At 65.3% G+C, this 6836-nt stretch carries 10 protein-coding genes; all 10 read left to right on the top strand.

Annotation, left to right across the window (positions count from 1 at the left end; translation table 11 throughout):
- A partial coding sequence (locus ABYB95_RS13860) for a nitronate monooxygenase (RefSeq protein ID WP_372659151.1) occupies window positions 1-319 on the top strand: 319 nt, incomplete at its 5' end.
- Window positions 307-618 carry an antibiotic biosynthesis monooxygenase gene (locus ABYB95_RS13855; protein ID WP_372659150.1) on the top strand — a complete coding sequence of 104 codons (312 nt, stop codon included), beginning with the start codon at window positions 307-309 and terminating at the stop codon, window positions 616-618. The genes ABYB95_RS13860 and ABYB95_RS13855, both read left to right, overlap by 13 nt.
- A 10-nt stretch (window positions 619-628) precedes the next feature.
- Window positions 629-2002: a DNA repair protein RadA gene (radA, locus tag ABYB95_RS13850; RefSeq protein ID WP_372659149.1), complete on the top strand. Its 1374-nt coding sequence runs from the start codon at window positions 629-631 to the stop codon at window positions 2000-2002.
- 4 nt (window positions 2003-2006) lie between these two features.
- Entirely contained in the window at window positions 2007-2456 is a 450-nt protein-coding gene (locus ABYB95_RS13845) for a glycerate kinase (RefSeq protein WP_372659148.1), read from the top strand.
- 73 nt (window positions 2457-2529) lie between these two features.
- Window positions 2530-3477 (top strand): branched-chain amino acid transaminase, encoded by a 948-nt coding sequence (locus tag ABYB95_RS13840; RefSeq protein WP_372659147.1) that lies wholly within the window; start codon window positions 2530-2532, stop codon window positions 3475-3477.
- A gap of 8 nt (window positions 3478-3485) precedes the next feature.
- Window positions 3486-3692 (top strand): zinc-finger domain-containing protein, encoded by a 207-nt coding sequence (locus ABYB95_RS13835; RefSeq protein ID WP_372659146.1) that lies wholly within the window; start codon window positions 3486-3488, stop codon window positions 3690-3692.
- A gap of 56 nt (window positions 3693-3748) precedes the next feature.
- On the top strand, window positions 3749-4822 hold the full coding sequence (gene rfbB, locus ABYB95_RS13830) for a dTDP-glucose 4,6-dehydratase (RefSeq protein ID WP_372659145.1): 1074 nt from the start codon (window positions 3749-3751) through the stop codon (window positions 4820-4822).
- Window positions 4819-5709 carry a dTDP-4-dehydrorhamnose reductase gene (gene rfbD, locus ABYB95_RS13825; protein WP_372659144.1) on the top strand — a complete coding sequence of 297 codons (891 nt, stop codon included), beginning with the start codon at window positions 4819-4821 and terminating at the stop codon, window positions 5707-5709. The genes rfbB and rfbD overlap by 4 nt, the downstream gene beginning before the upstream one ends.
- Before the next feature lie 16 nt (window positions 5710-5725).
- Window positions 5726-6613: a glucose-1-phosphate thymidylyltransferase RfbA gene (rfbA, locus tag ABYB95_RS13820; protein WP_372659143.1), complete on the top strand. Its 888-nt coding sequence runs from the start codon at window positions 5726-5728 to the stop codon at window positions 6611-6613.
- Window positions 6610-6836, top strand: a 227-nt coding sequence (locus ABYB95_RS13815) for a dTDP-4-dehydrorhamnose 3,5-epimerase family protein (protein WP_372659142.1), incomplete at its 3' end; no start/stop codon positions are given. The genes rfbA and ABYB95_RS13815, both read left to right, overlap by 4 nt.

Below are 6836 nucleotides of genomic sequence, written 5' to 3'. Positions count from 1 at the left end.
CGCCGTGCACCGCGTGGCGCTGCAAAGCGAGGCGGCACGGCACACCGCGCTGACCCGCTTGTTCACCGGCCGGCCCGCACGCGGCATTGTCAACCGCGTGATGCGCGAGCTCGGCCCCATGAGCGATGCGCCACCGGCGTTCCCACTCGCCACCAGCGCCATGGCGCCGCTGCGCGCGCACTGGGAAGCACAAGGCAGTGGCGATTTTTCCCCTCTGTGGGCAGGCCAGAACGTGAGCGGTTGCCAGACCATGGGCGCTGCCGAACTCACCGTCCAACTCGCTCAAGGACTCGTCGAGGGCACACCATGTTTGTTGTGATTTTTCGCGCCCGTGTGCGCCAGTTCGACGCGCAATACACCAGCGTGGCCGCGCAGATGCGCGAACTGGCGCTGAAAGATTTTGGCTGTCTGGAGTTCACCGCCGTGACCGAAGGCGAGCAGGAGATCGCGCTCTCCTACTGGCCCGACGAAGCCAGCATCCGCGCCTGGAAGCAGCAAGCCGACCACCAGATGGCGCAGCAGCTGGGGCGCGAGCGCTGGTACGCGTCGTACAGCGTGGAGATCGCGGAAATCCAGCGCAGCTACGCCCGCCCGTCTTCCGCACCCACCCCCACTTGATTCCCACCTGATGGCCAAAGAAAAAACCCAGTTCAGCTGCAACGAATGCGGCGGCAGCAGCCCCAAATGGCTGGGCAAGTGCCCGCACTGCGGCGCCTGGAACACCTTGATCGAGTCGGTGGCCGAATCCAGCGCCCCGGCCAAGAACCGCTTCGCGTCGTTGGCAAAAACCGCCGAAGTGATCGCCCTGGCCGATATCGAAGCCAGCGACGTGGAACGCACGCCCACCGGCCACGACGAGCTCGACCGCGTGCTGGGCGGTGGCATTGTGGAAGGCGGCGTGGTGTTGATCGGCGGTGACCCCGGCATCGGCAAATCTACCCTGCTGCTGCAGGCGCTCGACGCCTTGCAGCGCCGGGGACAGAACACGCTCTATGTCACCGGCGAAGAAAGCGGTGCGCAAGTGGCGCTGCGCTCGCGCCGCCTCGGGCTGGACGGCTCACAAGTCAAGGTGCTGGCCGAAATCCAGCTGGAAAAAATCCTGGCCACGCTGGACGCCACCCGGCCCACCATCGCCGTGATCGACTCGATCCAGACCGTGTATTCGGAACAGCTCACCTCGGCACCCGGCTCGGTGGCGCAGGTGCGCGAGTGCGCTGCGCACCTGACGCGCGCGGCCAAGGCCAGCGGCACGGCCATCGTGCTGGTGGGCCACGTGACCAAAGAAGGCGCGCTGGCCGGCCCGCGCGTGCTGGAGCACATGGTGGACACGGTGCTGTATTTCGAAGGCGACACGCACAGCAGTTTTCGCCTGATCCGCGCCATCAAGAACCGCTTTGGCGCGGTCAACGAAATCGGCGTCTTCGCGATGACGGAAAAGGGTTTGAAGGGCGTTTCCAACCCAAGCGCCATCTTTCTCTCCCAGCATCCCGAGCCGGTGCCCGGCAGCTGCGTCATGGTGACGCTGGAAGGCACGCGCCCCTTGCTGGTGGAAATCCAGGCGCTGGTGGACAGCGGCGGGCCATCACCCCGGCGCCTTTCGGTGGGGCTGGACCGGGACCGTCTGGCCATGCTGCTGGCGGTGCTGCACCGCCACGCGGGCGTGGCCTGCATGGACCAGGACGTGTTCGTCAACGCCGTGGGCGGTGTGCGCATCAGCGAACCGGCGGCCGATCTGGCGGTGATGCTGGCCATCACCTCCAGCTTGCGCGGCAAGCCCTTGCCCAAAGGTTTCATTGCGTTTGGCGAGGTCGGCCTGGCGGGCGAGGTGCGCCCGGCGCCGCGCGGCCAGGAACGGCTGAAAGAAGCGGCCAAGCTGGGCTTCAGCGTGGCCGTGGTGCCCAAGGCCAACGCGCCGAAGAAAAACGACAAGGCTTTTGAAGGGCTCACCATCCACGCGGTGGAACGCATCGACGAAGCCATGTCACTGGTTCGAGGACTCTGAACACATGCCCCGTCTCCCCTCCTCCGTCCGCATCTGGCTGTTCCCGGCCCTGGGCCTGACGCTCTGTTTCGCCGCCTGGCGCAGCTACAGCTGGCCCGGCCTGGCGCTGGCCGCGTCCATGCTGAGCTTCTGGGTGCTGCTGCAATTCACCCGCTTGATGCGCTTGCTGCGCACCGTGGCCGACCGGCCTCTGGCGCAGGTGCCCGACGCGCGCGCCCTGCAACCCAAGCTGAACAAGGGCATGGCCATGGGCGAGGTGCTGCGGCTGACCGGCTGCCTGGGCCGGCGCCGCTCGCCAGAAGACGCGCAACCCGAGACCTTTGAATGGAGCGACGACCAGGGCTTTGCCTTGCTCGCCACGTTCAAGAATGGGCGGTTGACCACGTCGGCGATCCACGGAACCCGTTCGGCCGATGTTTCTGCCGCGGCGCCTGCGCCCACCGGGCGCACGTAAAATCGGCAGCACAACCCAACCGCCTGCACCCGGACACCGCCGGTGCGCACGCACCACCTAAAAGGTTTTGAACATGTCTCCCATTCCTTCGATGTCCGACCGCGACGGCAAAATCTGGATGGACGGCCAGATGGTCGACTGGCGCGACGCCAAGATCCACGTGCTGACCCACACCTTGCACTACGGTTGTGGCGCGTTTGAAGGCGTGCGCGCCTACAACACGGTCAATGGACCGGCGATCTTCCGGCTGGAGGAGCACACCGAGCGCTTGTTCAACAGCGCCAAGATCCTGCGCATGAAGATCCCGTTCACGCCGGAACAGGTCAATGAAGCGCAGAAGGCGGTGGTGCGCGAAAACAAGTTGGAGAGCTGCTACCTGCGCCCCCTGACCTGGGTCGGCGACAAGAAGCTGGGCGTTTCCATGAAGGGCAACACCATCCACCTGATGGTGGCGGCCTGGCCCTGGGGCGCCTACCTGGGTGAAGAAGGCATGAAGCGCGGCATCCGCGTGAAAATTTCCAGCTACACCCGCCACCACGTCAACATCACCATGACGCAGGCCAAGGCGGTGAGCAACTACACCAACTCCATCCTGGCCAACCAGGAAGCCACCGACGACGGTTACGACGAAGCCATGCTGCTCGACGCCAGCGGCTTCGTGTCCGAAGGCGCGGGTGAAAACCTGTTCGTGGTGAAAAACGGCGTGATCTACACGCCCGACCTCTCGGCCGGTGCGCTGAACGGCATCACCCGCAACACGGTGCTCCACATCGCCAAGGACCTGGGCCTGGAAGTGGTGCAAAAGCGCATCACCCGCGACGAGGTCTACATCGCCGACGAGGCTTTCTTCACCGGCACCGCCGCCGAAGTCACGCCGATCCGCGAACTCGACCGCATCGAGCTGGGCAAACAAGGTTACGTGGGCAGCCGCGGACCCATCACCGAAAAAATCCAGAGCGCGTTCTTTGACATCGTCAATGGCCGCAACCCCCAGTACGCCCACTGGCTCACGAAAGTCTGAGGCCGCGCATGAGCAACTCCACCATCGAACTCAAAGCCAGCGATCTCAACGCCCACGGCGGGGTGTTTTGCCCCAGCCCGCTGGCCGACATGAAGGTCTGGAACACCCACCCCAAGGTGTATCTGGATGTGGCCAAAACCGGCGAAGGCAAATGCCCGTATTGCGGCACGGTGTACCGGCTCCAGGCGGGCGAAGTGGTGGCGCACGGTCACTGAAGCTGACAAGGCGGTGATCTAGGGGAAGAGATAATTTGTGCCAAGGTAGGGACCCCATGATTCTCGTCACCGGCGGCGCCGGCTTTATCGGCGCCAATTTCGTTCTCGACTGGCTGGCTCAAAGCGACGAGCCCGTCGTCAACCTCGACAAACTCACTTACGCCGGCAACCGGGCGAACCTGGCCGACCTGGGTGCAAACCCTCGCCACATCTTTGTGCAAGGCGACATTGGCGACACCGCCTTGCTCGCGCGCTTGCTGGCCGAGCACCGGCCACGCGCCATCATCAACTTCGCCGCCGAAAGCCATGTGGACCGCTCCATCCACGGCCCGGGCGATTTCATCCAGACCAATGTGGTTGGTACCTTCCACCTGCTCGAATCGGTGCGCGCTTACTGGGGCGCACTGGCGGGCGACGAAAAAGCCGCTTTTCGCTTCCTGCACGTCTCCACCGACGAGGTGTACGGCAGCCTGGCGCCCGATGCGCCCGCCTTCACCGAAGAGCACCGGGTAGAGCCCAACAGCCCGTATTCGGCCAGCAAGGCCGCCAGCGACCACCTGGTGCGCGCCTGGCACCACACCTACGGCCTGCCGGTGCTCACCACCAACTGCAGCAACAACTACGGCCCCTTCCACTTCCCCGAGAAACTGATCCCGCTGATGATCGTCAACGCCCTGGCGGGCAAGCCCTTGCCCGTGTATGGCGACGGCCTGCAGGTGCGCGACTGGCTCTATGTGAAAGACCATTGCAGCGCCATCCGCCGCGTGCTCGACGCCGGGCGCCTGGGTGAAACCTACAACGTGGGTGGCTGGAACGAAAAGCCCAACATCGAGATCGTGCACACCGTGTGTGCCTTGTTGGACGAGCTGCGCCCGCGCGCCGATGGCCAGGGCTACGCCATACAAATCACCACCGTGCAAGACCGCCCCGGCCACGACCGGCGCTACGCCATCGACGCGCGCAAGCTGGAGCGCGAACTGGGCTGGAAGCCGGCCGAGACCTTTGAGAGCGGCATCCGCAAGACGGTGGAGTGGTACCTGGCCCACCCGGACTGGGTTTCGAACGTGCAAAGCGGGGCTTACCGCGAATGGATCGCCGCGCAGTACGTCGAACCGGCCAAGGCCGCATGAAGATTCTGCTGCTCGGCAAAAACGGCCAGGTTGGCTGGGAACTGCAACGCAGCCTGGGCCCGCTGGGCGAGCTGGTGGCGCTGGACCGGCACAGCACCGGCGCTTGCGGTGATCTGAGCAATCCGACGGGTTTGCGGGCCACCGTGTTGGCCCTGCGGCCCGACGTGATCGTCAACGCCGCGGCCTACACCGCCGTGGACCGGGCACAGAGCGAGCCCGATCTGGCCCATGCCATCAATGCGGCTTCGCCGGGTGTTCTGGCGCAGGCCGCGCAAGCAGTGGGCGCCCTGCTGGTGCACTACTCCACCGACTACGTGTTCGATGGCAGCGGCAACACCCCCTGGCGCGAAGACGCGGCGACCGGCCCTTTGAGCGTGTACGGCCAAACCAAACTCGAAGGCGAGCAGCTGATCGCCGCCAGCGGAGCGCGCCACCTGATTCTGCGCACCAGCTGGGTGTATGCCGCACGCGGGGGCAACTTTGGCAAGACCATGCTGCGCCTGGCCGGTGAGCGCGAGCGGCTGACCGTGATCGACGACCAGTTCGGCGCGCCGACCGGGGCCGACCTGATCGCCGACGTCAGCGCCCACGCCATCCGCCAAGTCCAACGCGACCCGGCCTGCGGCGGCGGCTACCACCTGGCCGCCGCTGGCGAGACCACTTGGAACGGGTATGCACGCTTCGTGATCGACACCGCGCGGGCGCTCCAGCCCGAACGGGCGCTCAAGGTGCTGGAAGTGGCGCCGGTCCCGACCAGCGCCTTCCCCACGCCGGCGCAGCGCCCGCTCAACTCCCGGCTCGACACCACCCGCCTGCGCCAGACCTTTGGCCTGCATCTGCCCGACTGGCAAAGCGGCGTGCGCCGCATGCTGGCCGAAATCCTCTAGAAAGAGCTGCACCCCCATGACCCCACGCAAAGGCATCATCCTGGCCGGCGGCTCCGGCACCCGCCTGCACCCGGCCACCCTGGCCATCAGCAAGCAACTGCTGCCGGTGTACGACAAGCCCATGGTTTATTACCCCTTGAGCACGCTGATGCTCGCGGGCATCCGCGAGGTGCTCATCATCAGCACGCCGCAAGACACGCCGCGCTTTGAACAACTGCTGGGCGACGGCAGCCAGTGGGGCATGCAGCTGCAATACGCGGTGCAAGCCAGCCCGGACGGCCTGGCCCAAGCGTTTCTGATCGGTGAGCCATTTCTGGCTGGTGCGCCCAGCGCCCTGGTGCTGGGCGACAACCTGTTCTACGGCCACGACTTCGCCCGCCTGCTCTCGGACGCCAACGCCCAAGACAGCGGCGCCACCGTCTTCGCTTACCACGTGCAAGACCCCGAGCGGTACGGTGTAGTGGCGTTCGATGAACAAGGCAAAGCCCGCAGCATCGAAGAAAAGCCCACCAAGCCCCAGAGCAACTACGCCGTCACCGGTCTGTACTTTTACGACAGCCAGGTGGTCGACATCGCCAAGGCGGTCCAACCCAGCGCACGCGGTGAGCTGGAGATCACGGCGGTCAACCAGGCTTACCTGGACTTGGGCCAGCTCAAGGTGCAGATCATGCAGCGCGGCTACGCCTGGCTGGACACTGGCACCCACGACAGCCTGCTCGAAGCCAGCCAGTTCATCGCCACGCTGGAACATCGGCAAGGCCTGAAGATCGCCTGCCCGGAAGAAATCGCCTGGCGCCACGGCTGGATCGACGGCCCGCAGCTGGAGCGCTTGGCGCAACCCCTGTCCAAGAACGGCTACGGCCAATACCTGCAACGCATACTCCAAGAAAAGCTGTATCCATGAAAGTCACACCCACCGCCATCCCCGAGGTGCTGATCATCGAGCCCAAGGTGTTCGGCGACGCCCGTGGCTTCTTCTTCGAGAGCTTCAACCAAAAGGCATTCAACGAAGCCACCGGCCTGGACGTGAACTTCGTGCAAGACAACCACAGCCGCAGCGCCAAGGGTGTGCTGCGTGGCCTGCACTACCAGGTGCAGCAGCCCCAGGGCAAGCTGGTGCGGGTGGT

Origin of the sequence: Hydrogenophaga sp., assembly GCF_041633695.1 — a bacterium.
In the GTDB taxonomy this organism is placed as follows: domain Bacteria; phylum Pseudomonadota; class Gammaproteobacteria; order Burkholderiales; family Burkholderiaceae_C; genus Hydrogenophaga.
The sequence above is the reverse complement of the archived record's forward strand: the minus strand, read 5'-3'. Positions and strand labels throughout refer to the sequence as shown.